This is a genomic window from Streptomyces sp. NPDC002779 (genome assembly GCF_042888685.1).
In the GTDB taxonomy this organism is placed as follows: Bacteria; Actinomycetota; Actinomycetes; order Streptomycetales; family Streptomycetaceae; genus Streptomyces.
In genome coordinates, this window is sequence record NZ_JBIAQC010000022.1 from 22,722 (window position 1) to 42,377 (window position 19,656).

Annotated in this window: 21 protein-coding genes and 4 pseudogenes; 9 read left to right on the top strand and 16 right to left on the bottom strand. The window is 68.6% G+C overall.

The window, feature by feature from the left end; all coding sequences use genetic code 11:
• Positions 1 to 34: 34 nt before the first annotated feature.
• From ACFYW5_RS34380 to ACFYW5_RS34400, 5 genes and pseudogenes are all read left to right on the top strand, one after another.
• Complete coding sequence (locus tag ACFYW5_RS34380; RefSeq protein ID WP_389421071.1) at positions 35 to 1,153, top strand: glycoside hydrolase family 88 protein; 1,119 nt, start codon at positions 35 to 37, stop codon at positions 1,151 to 1,153.
• 79 nt (positions 1,154 to 1,232) lie between these two features.
• A complete protein-coding gene (locus ACFYW5_RS34385; protein ID WP_389421072.1) occupies positions 1,233 to 3,842 on the top strand; it encodes a discoidin domain-containing protein in 2,610 nt (869 codons plus the stop codon).
• Positions 3,838 to 4,048: pseudogene (locus ACFYW5_RS34390) on the top strand (ISL3 family transposase); the annotation flags it as partial. The gene ACFYW5_RS34385 and the pseudogene ACFYW5_RS34390, both read left to right, overlap by 5 nt.
• A 331-nt stretch (positions 4,049 to 4,379) precedes the next feature.
• Positions 4,380 to 4,946: a DoxX family protein gene (locus ACFYW5_RS34395; RefSeq protein WP_389421073.1), complete on the top strand. Its 567-nt coding sequence runs from the start codon at positions 4,380 to 4,382 to the stop codon at positions 4,944 to 4,946.
• A 552-nt stretch (positions 4,947 to 5,498) separates the two neighbouring features.
• On the top strand, positions 5,499 to 5,888 hold the full coding sequence (locus ACFYW5_RS34400; RefSeq protein ID WP_389421074.1) for a restriction endonuclease: 390 nt from the start codon (positions 5,499 to 5,501) through the stop codon (positions 5,886 to 5,888).
• 218 nt (positions 5,889 to 6,106) lie between these two features.
• Here the strand turns inward: ACFYW5_RS34400 and ACFYW5_RS34405 are convergent, their stop codons facing one another.
• Complete coding sequence (locus ACFYW5_RS34405) at positions 6,107 to 6,814, bottom strand: hypothetical protein (protein ID WP_389421075.1); 708 nt, start codon at positions 6,812 to 6,814, stop codon at positions 6,107 to 6,109.
• A 324-nt stretch (positions 6,815 to 7,138) separates the two neighbouring features.
• Between ACFYW5_RS34405 and ACFYW5_RS34410 the strand changes: the two genes are divergently transcribed.
• Positions 7,139 to 7,789 (top strand): hypothetical protein, encoded by a 651-nt coding sequence (locus ACFYW5_RS34410; RefSeq protein WP_389421076.1) that lies wholly within the window; start codon positions 7,139 to 7,141, stop codon positions 7,787 to 7,789.
• A 1,282-nt stretch (positions 7,790 to 9,071) separates the two neighbouring features.
• Here the strand turns inward: ACFYW5_RS34410 and ACFYW5_RS34415 are convergent.
• Positions 9,072 to 9,464, bottom strand: coding sequence for a MerR family transcriptional regulator (locus ACFYW5_RS34415; RefSeq protein ID WP_389421077.1), 393 nt, complete (start codon positions 9,462 to 9,464; stop codon positions 9,072 to 9,074).
• A 61-nt stretch (positions 9,465 to 9,525) separates the two neighbouring features.
• Between ACFYW5_RS34415 and ACFYW5_RS34420 the strand changes: the two genes are divergently transcribed.
• Complete coding sequence (locus ACFYW5_RS34420; RefSeq protein ID WP_389421078.1) at positions 9,526 to 10,812, top strand: MFS transporter; 1,287 nt, start codon at positions 9,526 to 9,528, stop codon at positions 10,810 to 10,812.
• Here the strand turns inward: ACFYW5_RS34420 and ACFYW5_RS34425 are convergent.
• The gene (locus ACFYW5_RS34425; protein ID WP_389421079.1) at positions 10,709 to 11,131 is read right to left on the bottom strand and encodes a transposase; all 423 of its coding nucleotides are present in this window, start codon (positions 11,129 to 11,131) and stop codon (positions 10,709 to 10,711) included. The two genes, ACFYW5_RS34420 and ACFYW5_RS34425, sit on opposite strands and share 104 nt — an antisense overlap.
• A 68-nt stretch (positions 11,132 to 11,199) precedes the next feature.
• Here ACFYW5_RS34425 and ACFYW5_RS34430 point away from each other — a divergent pair, with 68 nt between their 5' ends.
• Positions 11,200 to 11,580, top strand: coding sequence for a hypothetical protein (locus ACFYW5_RS34430; RefSeq protein WP_389421080.1), 381 nt, complete (start codon positions 11,200 to 11,202; stop codon positions 11,578 to 11,580).
• On the opposite strand, the gene ACFYW5_RS34435 is transcribed toward ACFYW5_RS34430, so the two are convergent.
• Positions 11,564 to 11,863, bottom strand: coding sequence for a hypothetical protein (locus tag ACFYW5_RS34435; protein WP_389421081.1), 300 nt, complete (start codon positions 11,861 to 11,863; stop codon positions 11,564 to 11,566). The two genes, ACFYW5_RS34430 and ACFYW5_RS34435, sit on opposite strands and share 17 nt — an antisense overlap.
• 668 nt (positions 11,864 to 12,531) lie before the next feature.
• Between ACFYW5_RS34435 and ACFYW5_RS34440 the strand changes: the two genes are divergently transcribed.
• Positions 12,532 to 13,035, top strand: coding sequence for a hypothetical protein (locus tag ACFYW5_RS34440; RefSeq protein WP_389421082.1), 504 nt, complete (start codon positions 12,532 to 12,534; stop codon positions 13,033 to 13,035).
• A gap of 6 nt (positions 13,036 to 13,041) precedes the next feature.
• On the opposite strand, the gene ACFYW5_RS34445 is transcribed toward ACFYW5_RS34440, so the two are convergent.
• From ACFYW5_RS34445 to ACFYW5_RS34500, 12 genes and pseudogenes are all read right to left on the bottom strand, one after another.
• Positions 13,042 to 13,371: a DUF6248 family natural product biosynthesis protein gene (locus ACFYW5_RS34445; protein WP_389421083.1), complete on the bottom strand. Its 330-nt coding sequence runs from the start codon at positions 13,369 to 13,371 to the stop codon at positions 13,042 to 13,044.
• Between the two features lie 44 nt (positions 13,372 to 13,415).
• Positions 13,416 to 13,535 (bottom strand): annotated as a pseudogene (locus ACFYW5_RS34450) (transcriptional regulator); the annotation flags it as partial.
• 141 nt (positions 13,536 to 13,676) lie between these two features.
• Entirely contained in the window at positions 13,677 to 13,946 is a 270-nt protein-coding gene (locus ACFYW5_RS34455) for a hypothetical protein (protein WP_389421084.1), read from the bottom strand.
• 20 nt (positions 13,947 to 13,966) lie between these two features.
• The gene (locus tag ACFYW5_RS34460; protein WP_389421085.1) at positions 13,967 to 14,116 is read right to left on the bottom strand and encodes a hypothetical protein; all 150 of its coding nucleotides are present in this window, start codon (positions 14,114 to 14,116) and stop codon (positions 13,967 to 13,969) included.
• 316 nt (positions 14,117 to 14,432) lie between these two features.
• Positions 14,433 to 15,353 (bottom strand): zinc-binding dehydrogenase, encoded by a 921-nt coding sequence (locus ACFYW5_RS34465; RefSeq protein ID WP_389421086.1) that lies wholly within the window; start codon positions 15,351 to 15,353, stop codon positions 14,433 to 14,435.
• 43 nt (positions 15,354 to 15,396) lie between these two features.
• Positions 15,397 to 15,741, bottom strand: a complete 345-nt coding sequence (locus ACFYW5_RS34470) for a hypothetical protein (protein ID WP_389421087.1) — start codon at positions 15,739 to 15,741, stop codon at positions 15,397 to 15,399.
• On the bottom strand, positions 15,735 to 16,133 hold the full coding sequence (locus tag ACFYW5_RS34475) for a hypothetical protein (protein WP_389421088.1): 399 nt from the start codon (positions 16,131 to 16,133) through the stop codon (positions 15,735 to 15,737). Before ACFYW5_RS34475 ends, ACFYW5_RS34470 begins: the two co-directional genes overlap by 7 nt.
• 65 nt (positions 16,134 to 16,198) lie before the next feature.
• Positions 16,199 to 16,339 (bottom strand): hypothetical protein, encoded by a 141-nt coding sequence (locus ACFYW5_RS34480; RefSeq protein WP_389421089.1) that lies wholly within the window; start codon positions 16,337 to 16,339, stop codon positions 16,199 to 16,201.
• Between the two features lie 57 nt (positions 16,340 to 16,396).
• Positions 16,397 to 17,395 (bottom strand): annotated as a pseudogene (locus ACFYW5_RS34485) (NADP-dependent oxidoreductase).
• 162 nt (positions 17,396 to 17,557) lie between these two features.
• A pseudogene (locus ACFYW5_RS34490) lies at positions 17,558 to 17,854 on the bottom strand (NADPH-dependent FMN reductase); the annotation flags it as partial.
• Between the two features lie 121 nt (positions 17,855 to 17,975).
• Complete coding sequence (locus tag ACFYW5_RS34495; protein ID WP_389421090.1) at positions 17,976 to 18,845, bottom strand: class I SAM-dependent methyltransferase; 870 nt, start codon at positions 18,843 to 18,845, stop codon at positions 17,976 to 17,978.
• A gap of 124 nt (positions 18,846 to 18,969) precedes the next feature.
• Entirely contained in the window at positions 18,970 to 19,560 is a 591-nt protein-coding gene (locus ACFYW5_RS34500; RefSeq protein WP_389421091.1) for a helix-turn-helix domain-containing protein, read from the bottom strand.
• Positions 19,561 to 19,656: the final 96 nt, after the last annotated feature.

Consider the following 19,656-nt stretch of genomic DNA (forward strand, 5'->3'; position numbering starts at 1 on the left):
TCTCCCGACGTCTGGACGAGGGGATCCAAGCAGAATGAATCGTCGCGGGTTTCTTCTGGGGGCCACGGCCGGCGCGGCTGCCGTCGCCGCCGGCCCGGCATCCGCCGCCGAGGCGCTTCCCGGACGCCAGGAAGTGCTGAACGCCATGGAGTTGGTGAACGACTACTGGATCGCGGGCCATGCGGACCCGGGCAGCAACGCCTGGGACCGGGCGACGTACCACAGCGGAAACATGTATCACTTCCGCGCCACAGGCGATCAGAGGTACCTGGATTACACGAAGAGGTGGGCCGACAGGCACAGTTACGGCCTGGCCGGTGGCGCCGGCACCCGCAACGCCGACAACCAGTGCGCCGGTCAGGTGTACCTCGACCTGTACGAGGAGCTCGGCGGTGAGGGGAAGCTGGCGGCACTGGACAGCTCGCTCACCGCAATGACCAACTCCACCCAGCGCACGGACTGGTGGTGGATCGACGCCTGGCACATGGCCATGCCGCCCTTCGCCCGGATGGGCCGGCTGCGCGGCGACTACCGGTACTGGGTCACGATGTACGAGTTGTACCACCACACCAAGCGCCTGATCCCGGACCGGCAAGGCCGCATCACGGGCCTGGGTGCCGAATGGACCGGTTTGTTCTACCGGGACAGCGACTACGTCATCGACGCGGCCAAAGCCTCCTCCCCGAACGGCAAACCCGTGCTCTGGTCACGTGGCAACGGCTGGGCCGCCGCCGCCCACGCCAAGACCCTCGCCGCGATGCCCGCGAACGACAAACGCACCCCCGAGTACGCCCACACCCTGCGCTCCATGGCCGAGGCTCTCAAGCCCCTGCAGCGCACCGACGGCTTCTGGAACGTCAACCTCGCGGACCCGGCGCACTTCGCAGGACCGGAAACCAGCGGCACCGCCTTCTTCACCTTCGCCCTCGCCTACGGCATCGACGCCGGCTGGTTGGACCGCGCTGTCTTCCTCCCGGTGGCGACCCGGGCTTGGAACGGCCTCACCGGCATCGCCGTTCGAGAGGACGGTTTCCTCGGTTACGTCCAGGCCGTCGCCGCGGCTCCCGGGCCCGCGAGCGCCACCGCCACCGCGGACTTCGGAGTCGGCGCCTTCCTGATGGCCGGCTCCGAGATGGCCAGACTCGCTCTTTGAGCTCCGCCCTTCTCTCCCGGCCGCGAACTCCGCACCAGGCAGGGGGCCGTGGAGCCGGCTCTTCGTCACCTCCCGTCAGGTGGCAGGAACATCCCGTTTCCCGCTCGCCGGGCATCCGCAGCACCAGCCCCTCGACTGCAAGGGCAACCCCATGCTGGACAATTACGTCTTACGGAACGTCTCCCGGCTCAGATCGCCGGCACTGATCCTGTGGGCCTGCACCGCGGCCTTGGCGGCGCTGCTGCCGCTGGCCGGTGTCGCCGACGGCAGCAGCGCGTCGCCCGGTGCCCCGCGGCCCACCGGGCCGATCGAGCCACTGTCGGCGCCCCATCACCAGGCCGCTCCCGCCTCGGCCATGCAGCCCCTGGCCGCCGTACTGCCCAGGGACGGCTGGACGGCCACCGCCAGCGACGAGGAGACCGTCGGCGACGACGGCCGCGCCCTCCACGTCCTGGACGGCAGCGCAAGCACCTTCTGGCACAGCAAGTGGTCGGGCACCGCCACCCCGCTGCCCCACCACATCACCATCGACATGCACCGAACCACGGTGGTCTCCGCCCTCGTCTACCAGCCCCGTACCGACAGCGCCAATGGCCGGATCGGCCGGTACACCCTCCACCTGAGCACCGACGGCAGCACGTGGGGCTCGGCTGTGGCCACCGGCACGCTGGCCGACGACGCGACGACCAAAACCCTGAGCTTCGCGCCGAAGGGGGCACGCTACATACGCCTGACCGCCCTCAGCGAGGCGGGCAACCGCGGCCCATGGTCCACCGCCGCCGAGATCAACCTGCTCGGTGACCCGGGTGTCCCGGCCGCGGTGGTGGACCTGCCCCGGGACGGCTGGACGACCACCGCGAGCGACCAGGAGACCTCGGCGGCCGACAACCGCGCGGCCCTCGTGCTCGACGACGATCCCGACACCTTCTGGCACAGCAAGTGGTCCGGCACCGCCACCCCGCTGCCCCACCACATCACCATCGACATACAGACCGCCCGGGCCGTCTCCGCGCTGCGATACCAGCCCCGCAGGTCGGGAAGCAACGGCCGGATCGGTGCGTACACCATCACCACGAGCACCGACGGCACGACGTTCGGCTCCCCGGTGGCAAGCGGTACGTGGAAGGACGACGACACGGTCAAGGGCGCCACCTTCACGCGCACGGTCACCGCCCGCTACATACGTCTTACCGCTACCTCCGAAGCGGGCAACCGCGGGCCGTGGTCCTCGGCCGCCGAACTGCACCTGAGCGGACCGGCCGACCCGGCCGCCCACGGCGCGTGGAACAGGCCGACCGGATTCCCGCTGGTTCCCGTAGCCACCGCCCTGCTGCCCAACAACAAGCTGCTGGCCTGGTCCGCCTACGGCACCGACCGTTTCGGCGGCAGCAACGGCTACACCCAGACCGCCCTCCTGGACCTCACCACCGGACAGGTCTCGCAGCGCCGCGTCGACAACACCGGCCACGACATGTTCTGTCCCGGCACCGCCGTGCTGCGCGACGGCCGAATACTGGTCACCGGCGGCAGCAACGCCGAGCGGGCCAGCATCTACGATCCGGCCACCGACCAGTGGACAGCGGCCGCGGACATGAACATCCCCCGCGGCTACCAGGCGATGACGCTGCTGTCGAATGGAGACGCGTTCGTACTGGGCGGTTCCTGGAGCGGCGGCAGCGCCCCCAAGGGCGGCGAGGTGTGGTCCGCCACCACCGGCACCTGGCGCACCCTGCCCGGCGTTCCCGTGACCACCACCATGACCGCCGACCCGGCCGGACCATACCGGGCGGACAACCACCAATGGCTCTACGCGACTTCAGGCGGCCGTGTCCTGCACCTGGGCCCGAGTCGGCAGATGAACTGGATCACCACCAGCGGCGACGGCACCATCACCCCCGCCGGCACCCGGGCCGACAGCGCTGACGCCATGAACGGCAACGCCGTCGCCTACGACATCGGCAAACTGCTCACCCTGGGCGGAGCCCCGGCCTACGAGAACACCCGGGCCACGCGACGCGCCTACACCGTCGACGTGAGCGGCGGCGCCCAGCCCGTCACGGCCCGCACCGGCGACATGGCGTATACCCGGTCCTTCGCCAACAGCGTCGTGATGCCCGACGGAAAGGTCGCGGTCTTCGGCGGACAGTCCTATCCGGTGCCGTTCAGCGATGCCACGTCGGTGATGACGCCGGAGATCTGGGATCCGACCACGGGGAAGTTCGCCCGCATGGCCACCATGGCTGTCCCCCGTAACTACCACAGCGTGGCCAACCTCCTACCGGACGGGCGGATCTTCTCCGGCGGCGGAGGTCTGTGCGGCGACTGCGCCACCAACCATGCGGACGGCGCGATCTTCACTCCGCCCTATCTGCTCAACGCTGACGGAACCGAGAAGACCCGTCCCGCCATCACCGCAGGCGTCCCCTCCCGGGCCGGCAACGGCACGAAGCTGACCGTGACCACCGGCTCCGCCGTCACATCGTTCGTCCTTGTGCGCACCGGAGCGGTGACGCACTCGACGGACAACGACCAACGCCGGGTACCGCTGACGTCCCGTCAGACAAGCCCCAACGTTTACGAGATGACGATCCCGGCCGACCCAGGCACAGCGCTGCCCGGCACGTATATGCTCTTCGCCCTCAACGCGCAGGGTGTTCCCAGCCGGGCGAAGATGCTCACCATAGGTTGAGCTTCAGTGGCGGCGTCTGGTGTGCCCCCACGCCAGGCTGCCGCCACACCTTCCGCGAACAGGTGCCCGGGGCGCTGAAGCGATACCAGCGACGCACCGCTCGTACGACCTCACAGGTCGAGGCCGCGGTCGAAGAGTTGGCGGACCGGGCGGGGCAGATGCCGGGCCACCGCACCGGACACACCCATCTGCGGCGGGCCATACGCCCAAACCACCCTGGAACGCCGACGCCAGGCTGATGACCTGCTCAACCAGGGGGTGGGCTGTCCGATCCGCGGCGGGAGCGCTCCCATGAACGCGGGAACAGTCTGCGCAGCACGTCTTGTCATGCCTGCGCACCTAACCGTACAGTCCGATTCAGCAATACATGGGAGCGCTCCCATGACCTCCGCCCATCCCAACCCACGGAGGCGCCATGAGGTCCTGCCTGTGTCCCACCGCGCCCGAGCCGCCTGTACACCGGTCCGGCGGGCCGAGGCGGAGCCGCGTCAGCCCGTCGACGACGTTCCGTCCGACCCGTCTCTTAGGACGGGCCGCATGAGCCGTAGGCGAAGCGTCACTACCGCTGACGAACTGTCGGGCAGCAGCGTCCCGAAGGTGCCGCTTGGGACGGTGATGTCCGGCCCCGGCAGCCGGGACACCTCTCTTCGGCGCGGCCTGAGCGGTTTGCGCGCCCTCCCCGCCGCCTACCGAACGCACAGCTTCACCGTGCTGAGGGTGTCCGTCGGGCTGTTGTTCCTGTGGTTCGGAGCGCTCAAACTCCTGCCGAACGTCAGCCACGCCGAGGACATGGCCACCCGGGTGATGCACGAGCTGACGTCCGGCCGCGTACCGGCTGACGTGTCCCGGCCACTGCTGGCCATGATGGAGATGCTGATCGGGGCCGGGCTGGTCACCGGGCTGCTGCTGCGGCTGACGTTGCTGGTGTTCTTCGCGCACATGGCTGGGACGTTCACGACTCTGATCGTCCTGCCCGCCGAGATGTGGGACGGGAACATCGCATCTCCCACCATGGCCGGGCAGTACGTGATCAAGAACGTGGTGCTGGTGGCGGCCGGCCTAGCCGTCGCCGTCCACCTGACTCCGCCAAGTCGATCCGATTGAGCCACGAGCTGTCGGTCAGGGCATCGAAGGTCGTTTTGAGGAGCGGGTGCTGCGCACCCGGATCGGCACCACCGAGACGATGTCCGGCCGGCTCGCGCACCGTGTGGCCGCTGGAGGCGTACACCTCTACGACGACCAGCGCGCCGTGGGGTAGACACGGACCGCGTCGATCAACGCCCGTCAGCCCCGCCAACACGCCAAGTAGGCCCGCGCCTTCACCGCCCTCGCTATGCACGCGACGCCGCATGCGCCCGCATCCGACGCCCTGCAATGAAGGCCGCACAACTGTCCGCAACTTCGGTGAGACCAATCCGGCCACACCCGTAGCTTCGAATCACTGACACCACCAGCCCCTGGGAGGCAGGGACCTTTGATGCCCACCCTCACCACCACGGCCGATGCCCTGGCGGACAGCCGCGGCCCCCACCAGTCCGGTTATGGCGTCCCCTCCCAGGCCCTGATGGCCCGCGCCGACCGAGGCTTCGCGCGGTTCCTCGCACGCACCACTCAGGCCGAGGCTCCGACCGAGCGCGATGCCCCAGCGAGCAACCGATGAGCAGGCACACCGTGCTGTACGACCCCGACGGACACATCGAGGCTCAGCTCCCGCTCGACCGCACCACCCACCAGAGCCTCGTCAAGGCCGTCCTGGCGTGGCACGGCGACCCCGGCCTCCAAGCTGCGGACTACCAGCAGATCGCCCTCCAACTCACCGGCGCCGCCCGCTCCGTGGCCACCGACGTCCGCCGCGCCGCCGGCCGTCTGCCCGAGCGCCGCGCTGCCCGTGTCCTGGCCGAGTACGTCCTGAACGACGCTGACCATCGACTTGCCGTCCCGCTGGAGGGGACCGCCCACTGCACCCAGGACCGCGCCCGACTTGTCCGCGCTCTGTACGAACGGCTCGACCGCCTCACGGAACTGGACCCCGCCGCGGCCTCCTGAGCCGCCGTCCTGCGCCGCACTCGTCACGACGGCGACGGCAGCGCACCCCCCGCCGCCTGGCTCACCGGCACTGGCGTGGCCAGGTGGGCTGGCCTGGCTGTCTCCGAAGGCCTCGCAGGACTGCCAGGAAGGGTCACGGCAGCCGCCGGATCGGGCGGCGGCGAGGGGGCGGCTGGGCTCTTCGACACCCCTCGCCTGCCTCGTGTGAATTCTGCGTCCTACGACGAGGCGCCCACGATCTCCTCGATGCTCACGCTGTCCCCGGCCGCGGGCTGTTCGGGCTTGACCTTGTCGCCGTAGTTGCTGAAGGTCGTAGTCTGCGGGGCTTCGCCGCCTTCTACGACGGACTTGAGGATGTACGGCTCGCCTTCGGCGGCGACAAACAGAGTGTGTGTCTCGTCGCCGGACTCCTTGGTGAGTTTGACGGCCTGCGTCCCGTCGACCTCGGCGGTGCCGTCCTTCTTCATGCCCTGACGCTCATCCTTGTCCTCGTCCAGTGCGGCGACCAGCTTCTGCTTGTCGCACATGCCGGCCATCTCGTCGTCCTGGCCGGGCACCTTGACCCACTTGCCGGCCGCCTTGTCCGCGGCCTTGTCCGATCCCGGCTGGCCCTTGAAGCTCGTCTGCCAGTACTTCTCGTCGCCCTTGAGATAAAGAGTCTCGCCCGTCCGTCGCACCTCGGCCTTCGAGCCGCCCTGGGTGATGGTCCCCTGGCAGTTGCTCTGGTTGTCCACCGCCATGTCGATGGAGATGCTCTGGCCGGACTCTGCGACCTGGCCCTTGATGCGCATGGAATCGGCATCCCTGGTCGCCTCGACGGCCTTCGCCGCGATCGCATCCGCGCTCTCACCCTCGAACGCTTCCTCGGCGCTGTCGTCCGAGCTGCAACTGGCCGTGCCCAGGGCGCATATGCCGGCCAGTGCCATCGTTGCGACCCGCCTGTTCAAACGCATTCTGTGCTCCTCGTCCGCTCTATGGGCTCATCTGTCGGGCGCGCCACTCCAGTGGTGTTGGCAACGCCGTGAACGCGCGCGTACCCCGCACTTCACGCCGAAAGCCTGGAACGGCACATTCCAGAAAAAGCTACTCGTTGCAGGGGCGGGTCCGGCGAGACCGCCCCTGACGTATCATCAGCCCACTAAACTCCACACGACGTCTCTGGCCAGGTCAGATAGCGAAACGCTGCCGGAGTATTAGGCTGTGCGCCGGTTGGGCCCAGGTCTAGGGTCTCAGGGGGGCGGGGAATCAGGATGTCCGTGGAACGTCACATAGCGGGGATGCTCCGGCAGATCGCCCGTCAGCAGGACATCGTTGAGATCGCCCCTCAGGGCTCCACGCTGAAGGCGGCCGCCTTGGCATATGTGGCGGAGCAGTACGGCTACACGTACGGCACGGCATACCGGACCGGGTTCAAGAACTCGCTCGTGCAGGTCCGGATGTACCGGGACCCGCGGCCCGACGCGCGCGTCCGTGAGGCGGCCACCATCACCACCCATCCGCAGGCGGGTAACGGCGGGACAGTGCCGGGGCTGGAGCAGGGCTCGCTGAAGCCGCTTCCCGAAGCGGTCGGTGCCGTGGCCGTGCTGAAGGATCTCGTCACCTTCGACGTCATGGCCCTGTACATCGCCGACCGGACCCAGAAGGTGCTGTGCTACCTCGCCTGCGCGGTCCTGACCGTCCTCCTGCTCATCGACAGCTCGCCGGTCGAAGCGGTCGCCTCCGGCGGGGCGGTCGCGCTGCTCTTCACCGTGGCGTTCACGGTGGGCGCGGTCCGCCGCGGGAAGATCGCACAGCGGCTGACGGACGCCGGGTTCCGCGCGGTACGCGACGAACAGGGCGCCCAGCGGTTCCTGCGCCCGGGGCAGCAGTTGCCCGGCCACACCCACCCCTTCGCCGCCTGAGGCCCTGGCCTGCGGCGCAGCCAGGCCTGAGACGCCGCTGGGCAGTTGCATCCGGCTGAGCCCGCCCGGCTGCTCGGCGTGTACGCCTCCCGGAGAGTGACGCAGCGCGCCCCATCATCACTCAAGTACGCCGGGAATGAGGACGGCGCCGCTGTCCGCCGACACTGACGCGGCATCATCCCGATGTTCAACAACATCAGCACGAACAACACCATCGACAGCTTGGGCGCGACGAACAACAGCAGCCATGCCCTCCACGTGAGCGGCCGCGACGAGCCGCCCCAGGTGTAGAGCACGAGCGTTGTCAACGCAGGCCGGGCTTGATCATGGCGAGGGCCTTTTCACGGCAGGCGACTGCTGGTCGAGCGCCTCCGCTGTGGCCCGGATACCGTGGATGGGCTGACGCTGGCTTTGTCCCTGGAGGGCGTGCGAGGGGAACGCTGGATCCGTGCCGCTGCGCACGGTGCAGGGGCGTGACCCCGCAGGAGCGGGAGACCTTCGCACGGGTCCGTCCCGAGAGAAAGTACCCGACAAGAAGGGGCGTCGGGTTCTCACCGGTACGAAGGCCCGGTAGCGGTGCTGCCGTTGGCGCAGCTGTACGCGTCCGACATACCCGCTCTGCCCGCGCCCGCCGGGGCAGAGTCGTGGCCGAGGCGGCGGGCGTCTGGACCTGGAACGGTGAGGGCGGCGGGTGTGGGGCGGGGGCCGGTTCGGGTGCCCTGCGGTGGCAGGTTGGTTTGATGTTGGTGCGATGGGGCGATGCCGCGTAGGCGGCCGAGGGCTGTCCGTACGGGGCGGTGGCGGCCACGATGGCAGGGTCCGGTTGTGAGGGTGCGGGGTGTGTCTGCGCGGACTCGTGCGGCGATCAGCCGGGTCGAGGATCAGGAGTTGTGGCCCAACGCGGTTGCTGATGCGTTTACTCGTTTCGAATGGGTTATGTGGGGCGGTTGATCGCGCGTATCGATGCGGAGTTCGGGCGTCGTACCCTGCCGGAACCGAGCAACGTCCAGTTGGCGGTGTTCGGCTGGTGGTGAACCAGAATGCGGGAACGCTGACGTGTCCGGGCTCGCGCCCCCTGCCATCGAAGGACAACGTCCCCCGGCGACCGCTCCCCGAGATCTGTGCCAGAACCACTTTCCTCTGCTCAGCCGGAGGGTTGTCGAGAGGGTCGGCTCCTGGGCAGTGGCGTGTAGGCGGTGAAGACGTCGTGGCCCAGCTGGCGCAGCATGCGGGCGGGCGTTGGTGTTTCGGCGGGTGCAAGGCCGTCGTCAGGGCCGGTCGGTCAGGGTGTCGCGTCGGTGGTATCGAGTAGTACGCACTGATCGAATTTCATGCAGCCGCACTCCAGGCAGTCCGCTACTGCCTGTCGCAGGGCCTGGGCTTGGGCGATGTGTTGGTCGAGTTCGGGCAACTTGCGCGTGGCCATGTCCCGCCACTGGCGGGTAGCGGATGGTGTGGTGTCGTCGGCCAGCAGTTGCGTGATCTCGGCGAGGGTGAACCCGGCCCGCTGTGCCATCTTGATCAGGGCGACCCGGCGGACGGTGGTCGCGGGCCATACTCGGCGTCCGCCTTCGCGGCGCGCGCCGGGCAGCAGACCGCGCTCCTCCCAGTAGCGCAGTGCTGAAGCGCGCACGTGGGCTTTGGTCGCGATCTCACTGATGGGCAGATATCGCATGCCCGCCCCTTTCCGATCCGGCCTTGACTTCAAGCGTGCTTGAAGGACGACTGTGATCTGCATGTTCTCAGCAGCACCGGGACGCCTGATGCCCGGCCCCTACCGCTCCTTGTTCGCCGACCGTACCTTTCGGCGGCTGATGCCAGTCTTCGCGCTGTCCGACCTGGGCGACGGCATGACCGTCGTCGCCATCGCGTGGCTCGCGCTCGCTCTGGGGCCCGAGGGCGGCCAAGGCGCGCTGGCCGGCATGGCTGTCGCCGCCTACGTCCTGCCCGGCGTCCTGGGCGCACTGGTCCTGGGCCGATGGATGCGGAGGCTTCCCGCGCAGCGGCTCCTGGTCATCGACTCTGCGCTACGGGCCGTGCTGCTGGGGGCGGTCCCGGTCGCGCACGTGGCGGGAGTACTCACACCGGCCGTGTACGTCGGGCTCCTGGGTGCTTCCTCGCTGCTTCACGCCTGGGGCAAGGCCGGCAAGCACGCGCTGTTCGCCCCTCTGCTTCCCGACGACCAGCGTCTGGCGGCCAACAGTGTTCTCAGCACCAGTCTGTGGAGTGCGATGATCGCTGGCCCGGCTCTCGCGGGTTTGCTCGTGGGAGTCGTGTCCCCGGTATGGATCATCGGTTTGGATGCTGCCACGTTCGCCGTGCTCGCCTTCCAGACCGGCCGCATCACCCTGCCCTGGTCACCGGCATCAGAGCCGGTGACTGGTGGCACACGGCAAGGGCTGAGCATTCTGCGGCGTCAGCCGGAACTCCTCGGCCTGCTCGTCGTGACCTGGGTGTTCAACCTCGCCTTTGGCCCCGTCGAAGTCGCCCTTCCCTTGTTCGTCTCCGACAACCTTGATGCCGGCGCGGGGCTGCTCGGCGCCTATTGGGCCGCCTTCGGTATCGGAGCCGTCATCGGCGCTCTCGCGCTGGGCGTGGCCAGACGGCTTCCCCTGTGGCCGGCCATGCTCGGCATCATCGCGGGTCACGGCGTCGGGATGCTCCCCTTCGCCCTCACGGACACCGCCCTCCCTTCTCTGATCGGTTTCGCTGTCGCCGGACTCGTCTACGGCCCCTACTCCGCGCTCTCCTTCACCCTGCTCCAGGACCGCGCGCCCGCCGACTTGCTCACCACGGTTCTGGCTGCACGCAGCGCCGTACTCCTGACGGCCTCCCCCCTTGGAGCGGCGCTCGGAGGTTTCCTCCTCGACCGGACCAGTGCCCCCGCCATCCTCGTCGGCTGCGGTGCACTGATGATCCTCATCGCCGCCACCAGCACCGTTGCATTGATGCTCCACGGAAATCATCGACGCCGGCATCGGCCCTCACACACCCCCGCCGGGCGAGCAAAGCGCACCGCCTGAGACCTGCACGCGCGCCTCGGGCTCCAATCTCGTCCAGGATCACCCGGTGCAGGCAACGCCACCCTCCGGATGCGGTGCAGACGGAACACCTTCGGTGAGCCGTCGCCGGTGATACTCCGAACGTCGGTGGCAGACACCGCCCTGCGCACCCGCTGGCCAGCACGTACACGACGGCCGTGAACACGGCACGTTGGTCGATCGGCACGGTGCCACCGTCCTGCGGGCGCGAACGGGAGGACGGCAGTACCGGCTCGACCAGGCCCCATAGATCATCCGGAACAAAGCCGCTGCCACAGTTCCCCACCCATGAAACGATCATGATGCCGTTGCCGGGCGGTGGTTGCTGTCGACGTTGGGCTGATTGCCCCTCCGCTACAGAATGGGCGCATGGCTCCTCTTTCCATCGACCCGCGCTCGTTGAACGCCGATGAGCGCACAGTGCTTGAACACGTCCTGTCCGCGGAGTTTGTGGGCGCGTCACAACTGCGGCGTCAGCTGGATCGCACCGAGGTGATCGCCGTCTGGGGGCCCGACTCCGTGAGCGTCGACCTGCAGGTCCGGGAGCTTTGCGAGCATGCAGCACTGACCAAAACGCTCGTGCCCGTGGACGCACACGTGCATGACCCGTCCGGCGCCTACGCCGGCGAGATCCTTGTCTGGACGGACCGGGGAGCCACGCTCGCAGCCCTGGAGTTCGCCTGGGTCACCGACGAGATGCCCATGTCTCTCCCGGCTGTCGTGGACAACCGCCTCAGCTGGCGGCCCTGACAGGCTGCCCCCTTGAGCCCTCATGACACTGCAGCAGGATCACCTCGTCGCGGTCCTGCGAGCCCTGACACTGCACACCGGCCCTTTCCGCGACGCACATCAAATCCTCAGTCGTCAGCCCGCCCAGGTGCGCTGCCACCTGACGGTGCAGGATGTGCAGGCCCTGCTGGTAGAGCTCGTTCGCCTCGACCAGGAGCAGCGCCAGGTCCTCGCCTGCGGCGTTGTACAGCAGCTCGCCCGACCCGGTGCGGGCCTTGGACTCCCACGTGGGCGGCTTGCGCAAGGCGGCGTGGACATCGCCGCGAGTGGACCACGTGGCAGTCGACCGACCCGGGCTCGCCGCGCCGTATCCGCCTCGTGCGTGCTGATCTACGGCCTGATTCCGAAGGTCAACCAGGGTGCCATCGTGTATCCGTCCCTCCCGCAGGCCCCGGCAGCCGGGGTGGTCAGCCGGCCCAGCTCGGCGAGCAGTGCGGCAGCCGTCCACGGGCGCCGGACTGGGAAGTGAGGGTGCGTCAGGGTGTTCACGCACGGCGCGAGGATGGGCAGTAGGAGCTGATGGCGTGTCATGTGACGGCTCCGCACGGCTGTTGGGCAAGTCCGGTCCTGGCGGATTGCGTGATCAATCTCGCCGATCCGGTCCCCGATGGATGATGGCTCCGGTCAGAACACGAACGTCACCCATAGGCAACTGTTCGCATTTCAACTGCCGTTGATCACCTGGTTCCTGTCGGCATATGAGTGCCGGCCGCACACCGAGCGGCCGCGGGAGCAGTTTGCGGGTGCCCCGGCTGCGGAAGGCGAGGGGTTTGAGACCCGCACCGTCCCTGAGATGCAGTGCTCGCGGGTGGGAGGTCTAATGAAAAAGGGGTGATTCCACCCTAAATCCGGCGGAGGTGCAAGATGAACTCTCCAGCAGGGTCTCCACGGAAACTCAGGCGGGGCAGGAGGGTGCCTGCTCTGTCGGCCGCTGTCCTCTTGGCGACGGCCGCCCTCGCAGCAACCGCTCAGCCGGCGCAGGCCCAGGTGAACTGGACGGTGACCGGCAACGTCACGATGCGCATCATGGACTACGAACCCTGGCCCGAGAGGAACCAGGTGTGCCATCACAGCTTCCCGATCACCAACACCGGATTCGGGCAACTGCCCAAGGACTTCTGGTACTTCGGAAAGTGCGGCGGGGAAATCCGCGCTGAGATCCATTACCAGCTCAGCGGATCGCATGACGGGGCGGTGAGCCTCTACGGCGTTGGTAGGGTCGACCTCTTCGAAGGTACCAGCGAGGATACGCGTGACCTTGACGGGCAGGCCCACTTCGGGAGTGCGGGAGCATTGGGGCCGAAGATCTTCAAGGGCTCGTCGATGACCAGGAGCTTCCACGTCTTCAACGCCATGGAAGGTGAACGAGACGACAAGGTCGATCTCACCATTACATGGCGCAACGTTACCCCTTGACCAGCCTCAGGGAGTAACGGCCTCCAGGAGTGCGCGCGCCCCTGCCACCGCTGGGCACCAGGGCGACGCGGTCGGCATCTCGGGCAGGTCCTCACACGGCAGGGTGAGTTGGCCCTCGGGGTCCGGTGCGGACCCGCGCGCGACAACTCGTGGGACGCCCCTGGATTCTCCGGGGCCTCTGGTGCTGGCGGTCTCCGCCCCGGGGTTGTCCGCCGAGTGTGTGCAGGGGCAGGGCCGCTGGCCCGGCCTGTGCCGGATCACGGCGACGACGACGCCGCCGTGGTCCGTGATGATGCAGGCGTGCTCGTCGAAGCGGGGACGTTGCGGCTCATGCACTGGTCACGGTGGCCCGTACGGCAGGGGGCTGGCTGTGCCCAGGGTCAGTGCAGTGCTTCGGTCGCCCGCAGGATCAGGGCGCGGGCGACCGCCCCGTACACGGCCATGCTCCGCAGCCGTTCGAAGGTGTCCGGGTACTGGGTGATCTCGCTGGGCTGGGTCATGGCTCCAGATCTCCCCGCTGGTTGGCCGCCAGTGGGGAGATCCAACAGGCCGCCATCGCCTGAGGGCGGGGAGCATCGATCACAGGAGAGGCCGCTGGGTGCCTGTTCAAGTCGTCTTGCGGCACCGGCCCTTGGTGCTGCTCACCTCTTCTGCGCCGCCCGGTCGCGGAAGACCGTGCCGTTCGGCCAGAGCTTCACCGTCCGCGCGGTGGCGCGGCCGGCGTGCATGGCGTTCGACGCGGCGTAGATCCTCGGTGCCGCACCGGTGTAGATGCGTTCCAGGCCGGGTGGGGAGATCAGGCCCCTGGTGAAGGTGGCGGTGTCGGCGTGGAAATGCCCGCGCCGGGGGTGCGGCAGGACGTAGGCGCGCAGGGCACCGATGCCGTAGACCTCCAGCGTGCCGTCGAGCAACGCGTCGCGCTGCTCCCCGGCTACGTCCGCTCCGTACTTATTGAACTGCTGTCCACGACGAAGGCGACGGCGGGGTTGAGGTCGTCCTCGATGGGGCCGAACATGCGGTGCCGGTGGGCGAGGTCGGTAATGGCCTCGGCGCGGTTCGCGCGAGTGCTGCGGTAGCGCACGGTGTCGTGGTGGTCGGAGAGAACTGGAAGGGCTCGCCGTCGACGAGTACGGGATGGCGCTCCGTGCAACGGCCCCTGCCACGTCACGGCTGCCAGCCGATGGCCAATGGGTGTGGCTCTTCTGGGGAACTATCCGCGCTGGGAACTTTCCTGCGGACGGGCAAACGCAGCCGGCGAAGAAGCATCGACTCGAGCGTCAGGGGGTCCAGTGGCGCTACCTCCGCACGACTTACCGCGCTGTGCTGGCCGGGTCCTTGGGTGTAGCCGCCGTTGGTGGAGAGCGCGTGGTGAGCGGGGCCGGCGGGTGGATTCAGGCTCAGGCAGCCTGGACGTCCAGTACCGCCTTTCCGCGGACCTGGCGGTTCATCAGCTGCACGATGGCTTCTTCGTAGGAGTGCCAGTCGCCGCGCCAGCCGACTGGGACCACCAGCCGACCCTGCTCGACGAGGCGGACGAGGTACTGCAGGTCGCTGTTGAGCGGTACGGAGAAGTTGAACGTCTCGACACGCCCGCGATCGTGGCTCATCCGAGCCTCCTCGAAGTCGATCGTGGTCGGCTCCTTGGACGCCATGCCCACTGCTACGACGACACCGCCGGATGAGAGCCGCTGATACGCCTCGGCCAGCTGTGCCCCGCCGACGTTGTCCACCACGCCGTCGACCCGTCCGGTCATGGCTTGCGGGCCGATGACGACTTCCGCCGCGCCGAGGTCGAGCAAGCCCTCGCCGCGTTCGGGTGAACCGACGGACGCGACGACCTCTGCCCCGGCCAGGCTCGCGAGCTGTACGGCGTACCTGCCGACGCCGCCGGACGCCCCGGTGACCAGCACACGGCTGCTGAGGATGGGGCCGAGCCGCCGGACGGCTTGCAGCGCGGTGACGCCGGCGACCGGCAGCGCCGCCGTGGATTGGAGGTCTACCCCGTCCGGGACGAGCGCGAGCTCCTTGGTGTCGACCGCGCGGAACTCCGCCCACGCGCCTGCCCAGCCGAAGGTGACCACGCGCGATCCGGCCGCCGGGCCTGAGCCGTCGGCGGCGGGAGTGACCACGATTCCCGCCGCGTCCCATCCGGGGATCGTGCCGTCCGGCAGGTCCGGTGGCCGGAAGGCGACCTCCCCGAAGTTGAAGGAGAACGCGACGACTTGGATGAGTGCTTGCGATGGGCCGGGCTCCGGGGTCGGCGCGCTGTCCATGGTCAGCATGTGCGTGCCGACTTGGTTGTGAACGAGGGCTTTCATGCTGTGTCCGATCTTCATGTGTGCGGAGTCCGTTGTGCGCGTCTCAGACGCGCCACTGGTCGGCGTGCTCGGCGATGAACTCCTTGAACCTGCGCGGCGAGCGCCCCGTGACCTTGTCGATGGTGTCGCTGACCGCGGCGAACGTCCCATCGTGCACCCGGCCGAACATGTCGCCGACGGCCTCGGCCAGCCACGGATCCGCTCCGGTGAGGGTCTGCGACAGCGGCGGGACCACGGCGGTGAACTCGGCGCTAACCGCGGCGGAGATGTCCGCCGCGGTGTCGATGGTGGTGACCGCCTGCGGGCCGGTCACGGTGTAGGCCTTGCCGTGGTGGGGGGCGGGGCCCACGCGGATCGCGTTGGGGAGGCAGCGTGGATCGGTCAGCATCTGCTGAAACCACGACGGGCAGAGGATCGTCCAGCGGCTCGCGTTGCCGGTGACGGCGGCTTCGGCCGCTGAACCCAGCCGTCGGCAGCGACCCGCTCCGCGCCCTGCTCGGAGATGAGGACGACATGAGCGCCCGGTGCGGCGGCGATGAGCTGCGTGATCAGCTCAGGGGCGTCCTGGACATCCGGGTGTCCGCGGCAGATCGCATCCACCCCGTCCAGCGCCTTGTGCCAGTTCGGCTGGTCTCGCCAGTGGAAGGCGACCGTTGTCGGCTGCTGCGAGCTCTGCGAGGATCCGCCGCGGACCTTGGTGTCACCGCGTTCGGCGAGTTGCGCCATCACTTCGCGCCCGGTCTTTCCGCAGGCTCCGGCGACAAAGACGGTTCGGGTCATGTTGATCGGTCCCTTCTCAAGCTCTGTGGCCTTGCCACGTCCTTGGACGCGAGGGCTTCTTGGCCTCATGCCGCGACGGCAGTGGGCGATACCACCTCGCCCACTCCTGCCCAATGGGGCTCGGCGAGGGTGTCGTACACCAGGTGAACGGTGGCGTCGGTGATGCCGCACAACTCGGGGTGCGCGCAGACGACGAATGCGTGCATGATCTGGCTTCCTTGGCATGGGAGATCGGTCAGGGAGATCCGTCAGCGAGGACGGTTCTACGCGAGGCGGACGGGCATCTTGCCGGTGTTTGGCACCGCGCAGCAGGGCCAGGAAGGCGGCTGGCGCCTGGTCGATGCCTTCGATCACGGTCTCTTCGGTGTACAGGGAGCCGTCGGCGAGCCAGCCGATCGCCTGGGGGATGTACTCGTCGAACAGGTGGAGGAAGGAGGTGATGAGCATGCCGCGCAGGGTGAGTTCCTTGGCGTAGGCCTGGAAGAGGTTGCCGGGCCCGGGCACCGGCTCGTTGTAGCCGCTGATCGCACCGACCAGCGCGATCCGTCCGCCCGGACGGCTCGCACCGATCGCCGCCTCCAGGTGCGAGCCGCCGACATTGTCGAGGTAGACGTCGATGCCCTCGGGAGCGGCTTCGGCGAGTTGCGCGGGCAGCGACCCGGCCTTGTAGTCGATCGCCGCGTCGTAACCGAAGTCGGCGATGAGCCGCTTGCCTTCTCCGGCCCGCCTGCCGAGCCGATCACCCGGCTCGCGCCGAGCTTGCGGGCGATCTGCCCGGCGATGCTGCCGACCGCCCCGGCCGCACCGGAGATGAAGACCACGTCGCCTTCCTTGACCGGGGCCACCTGGGTGAGCGCCGTGTAGGCGGTGAGGCCCGTCGTGCCCAGCGCTCCCAGGAAGGCCTGGGCGGGAACGAGCGTCGCGTCGATGACCGTGGCGGCAGCGGCGTCCACCACCGCGTACTCCCGCCAGCCCAGGAAGTGGACGACCGTCGCACCGACTCCGATGTCCGCCGAGCGGGACTCGACGACTTCACCGACCGCGCTGCCCTCCAGCGCCGCACCGAGCGGGAACGGCGGGATGTAGGACTCCACGTCGTCCATCCGGCCCCGCATGTACGGGTCCACCGAGAGCCAGGTGTTGCGGACCAGGACCTGCCCTTCGCCCGGCTCCGGGATCGCGGTTTCGACCAGCTTGAAGTCGGACAGTGCGGGCTCTCTGGCGGGACGGGAGACGAGGTGGATTTCGCGGCTCACGGACATGATTTCTTCCTTTTGCGTTCTGGCGCTCTTCAGCGCACGGGCCCACCAGACGAGCTGGCCGAGCAGGTTTCGAGCGGTCGCGTTGCAGCGCTCTGGATCAAGGGGACGGCCGGCTTCGGTGAGGCTGCCGCGGTGGTCGTGGAAAATGCCGGTGTCGGGGACGGTCATCGCCTGCAGGTCGGCGAAGGCCAGGCGGAGCTGCTCGACCGTCCGCAGGCCGCCGGCCTCATCGCCGTAGGAGACGAAGGCGACCGGCTTGGCCTTCCATTGGTCCCGGTACCAGTCGATGGCGTTCTTCAGGGAGGCCGGGAAGCTGCGGTTGGGCGTCACGATGACGAAGGCGTCGGCCTCCGCCAGCCACGGCGCCAGATCTTGCACCGCCCGCGGCACCCGGCCGCCGATCACGGGGAGTGCCTCCGGCAGCCAGGCCTCGGCCAGATCGATGATGTCGACCTCGATGTCATCGTGCTGAGGCCTAGTTGAGCAGGGGCCGGTGGAGGTCGACGGCCTTCTCGGCCGCGTGCATCGCCTCGGCGTGGCCCAGCGCTTCGATGAGGATCGCGAGTGGAACCATCCGTGGTCAGATGCGGCGGGCGGCCCAGACGGTGCGTTCGGTGCGTACGGTCAGGTCGTCGCGGCGCAGGATGCTGTGCGGGCCGCTGGTGTCGAGGAGTTGGTCGAGCGCAGTGCGGTCCCCAGGGGTGAGTCTGTCTGCTATAGCGTGGCGGATGCGCTGCAGGACGCCGGTGGCGTAGCGGCCGATCGTTTCGCTGCGCGAGCCTTCGATGTCGACGGCGATGGTGCGTTCGCCCTCGACGGTGAAGCCGGCGGCGGTCAGCAACGGGCCCCAATCGGCGCCGCGGTGGGGCATGTGTTCAGCTTGGCGGCGGTCAGCTGCGGCGTGGACGCGTTCCTCCAGGCCGGGCCTGTCCTCGGGGGCGTTCTCGGGCAGGAAGCGGGGGTGGCCGGCCAACTCGACGACGGCGAACAGGCCGCCGGGCGCGAGCGCGTCGTGGACGGTGCGTAGTGCGCGGTCAGGGTGGGCAATGTGGTGCATCGAGGCCGACGCCCAGATCAGGTCGGGTGAGCCGAGGTCGGGCCAGGTGTCGTCGTCGAGGTCGGCCTGCAGGGTGCGTACGCGTTCTTCGACGCCGCGGGTGCACGCCTTGGTACGCAGGCGCTGCAGGTGTTCGGCGGAGGCGTCGACGGCGGTGACATGCGCGTGGGGGAAGCGGTCCAAGAGGGCGAAGGTGCCGGCGCCCGTGCCGCAGCCCAGGTCCACGATGTCGTGCGGGGCGCTCTGCAGCGGCAGCCACGCGGTGATGGAGGCGGTGTGCTCGGCGAGGACCTCGGCGTCCAGGTCGAGGATCTCCGCCTGGCCGTCCATTGCGTGCTCGTGGTGCCCCTGTGAAGCGCCGTGGTGGGGGGAGTGGGTGCGTGCGTTGTTCATGCCCTTCACGCTATGGCGAATATGCTCCTGTGGCACGAAGCATCCCCGTTTACGCAAGATGATGGTCGAGAGGGCTGCCCGACGCGCAAGACGCCCTCGGGAAGGCCGTCGCGCGGCCTCACGGTCACCCGGGAGCGCCTTGGGTGTCGTCGTCGCTGTCACCCTGGTGGCCGCGGCGGGCGTCGCGGTCGAAGATGCCAAGGATCTCGCAAGGTCCGCCGTCGGCGCCGATCGCGTGCGGCATCATCGTGGGGAACTCGGCGGCCTGGTTGGTCTCCAGGCGGAAGCGGCGGTGGCCGAGCATGAGGATCGCGGTGCCGGACAGGACGACGAGCCATTCGCGCCCCGGGTGGGCGCGCATGCGTGCCGGGTTCTCGGGGGGCGGTTCGGTCATACGCTGGCGTACCACGCTCATCCCGGGATCGGCTTTGATCGTCCAGCGCATTCGGCCGTGGGTGCTGTCGATGGTCGGGCTGGTGACGACGTCGTCGGTGGCGGTCTCCACGAGCTGATCGAGCGTGGTGTCCAGGGCGCGGGCGAGGGTGACCAGCTGGTCCAGTGCGAGGCGGCGCTGGCCGTTCTCGATGCGGCTCAGTGAGGACTGGCTGAGGTGGGCGCGTGAGGCCAATTCTTCCAGTGACCAGCCCTGCGCGACCCGTAGTGCGCGGATGCGTTTGCGTACGAGGCTGTCCAGATCTCCATCTTCTTGCGTCATGAGCAAGAGTGTATGTCTCCTACGCAACCTCGGCTTAGCGTCGTGTGCAGAGGGTCCGCAACGACTGGGGCCGTGCACGAGGAAAGGCAGAAGGCC

Coding starts and splice junctions, on each gene's coding strand:
- ACFYW5_RS34380 (WP_389421071.1), top strand. CDS start 35: ATGAATCGTCGCGGGTTTCTTCTGGGGGCCACGGCCGGCGCGGCTGCC.
- ACFYW5_RS34395 (WP_389421073.1), top strand. CDS start 4,380: ATGAGCCGTAGGCGAAGCGTCACTACCGCTGACGAACTGTCGGGCAGC.
- ACFYW5_RS34400 (WP_389421074.1), top strand. CDS start 5,499: ATGAGCAGGCACACCGTGCTGTACGACCCCGACGGACACATCGAGGCT.
- ACFYW5_RS34405 (WP_389421075.1), bottom strand. CDS start 6,814: ATGGCACTGGCCGGCATATGCGCCCTGGGCACGGCCAGTTGCAGCTCG.
- ACFYW5_RS34410 (WP_389421076.1), top strand. CDS start 7,139: ATGTCCGTGGAACGTCACATAGCGGGGATGCTCCGGCAGATCGCCCGT.
- ACFYW5_RS34415 (WP_389421077.1), bottom strand. CDS start 9,464: ATGCGATATCTGCCCATCAGTGAGATCGCGACCAAAGCCCACGTGCGC.
- ACFYW5_RS34420 (WP_389421078.1), top strand. CDS start 9,526: ATGTTCTCAGCAGCACCGGGACGCCTGATGCCCGGCCCCTACCGCTCC.
- ACFYW5_RS34425 (WP_389421079.1), bottom strand. CDS start 11,131: ATGATCGTTTCATGGGTGGGGAACTGTGGCAGCGGCTTTGTTCCGGAT.
- ACFYW5_RS34430 (WP_389421080.1), top strand. CDS start 11,200: ATGGCTCCTCTTTCCATCGACCCGCGCTCGTTGAACGCCGATGAGCGC.
- ACFYW5_RS34465 (WP_389421086.1), bottom strand. CDS start 15,353: ATGAAAGCCCTCGTTCACAACCAAGTCGGCACGCACATGCTGACCATG.
- ACFYW5_RS34470 (WP_389421087.1), bottom strand. CDS start 15,741: ATGCTGACCGATCCACGCTGCCTCCCCAACGCGATCCGCGTGGGCCCC.
- ACFYW5_RS34475 (WP_389421088.1), bottom strand. CDS start 16,133: ATGACCCGAACCGTCTTTGTCGCCGGAGCCTGCGGAAAGACCGGGCGC.
- ACFYW5_RS34480 (WP_389421089.1), bottom strand. CDS start 16,339: ATGCACGCATTCGTCGTCTGCGCGCACCCCGAGTTGTGCGGCATCACC.
- ACFYW5_RS34495 (WP_389421090.1), bottom strand. CDS start 18,845: ATGAACAACGCACGCACCCACTCCCCCCACCACGGCGCTTCACAGGGG.
- ACFYW5_RS34500 (WP_389421091.1), bottom strand. CDS start 19,560: ATGACGCAAGAAGATGGAGATCTGGACAGCCTCGTACGCAAACGCATC.